The sequence below is a fragment of the Micromonospora fiedleri genome (genome assembly GCF_016774385.1).
In the GTDB taxonomy this organism is placed as follows: Bacteria; Actinomycetota; Actinomycetes; order Mycobacteriales; family Micromonosporaceae; genus Micromonospora; species Micromonospora gifhornensis.
Genome location: NZ_JAETXL010000137.1, coordinates 1 through 255, shown reverse-complemented (window position 1 = coordinate 255; position 255 = coordinate 1). Strand labels below are relative to the sequence as shown.

At 63.5% G+C, this 255-nt stretch carries 1 protein-coding gene; it reads right to left on the bottom strand.

Features of this window, described 5'->3' with window-relative positions; all coding sequences use genetic code 11:
- The coding region (locus tag JMF97_RS30985; RefSeq protein ID WP_307817158.1) for a type I-E CRISPR-associated endoribonuclease Cas2 at positions 1-245 on the bottom strand (245 nt) is incomplete at its 3' end.
- Positions 246-255: the final 10 nt, after the last annotated feature.

Genomic DNA, 255 nt, shown 5'->3' with positions numbered 1-255 from the left:
CGCCCGAAGCGGCGGCGTTTTGATGCCTTGCTCCAGCCATGTGACAGGGCTGGGTTGTAGGTCTTCCGGTCGGTGGGTCGACGGATCAGCGTAATGCCGTCGAGGTCGACAGGCTGCCAGTGGTGGTCGTGGACCTGGAAGCACAGCCGTTGTTCACCTGGCTGCTGATAGACGAGCAGGGCTCGACCCGGGCCAGCCATCTCGACAACTCTGGACCAGAGACGCTGGCGAATTCGGCTGTTCACGTGGCCCACG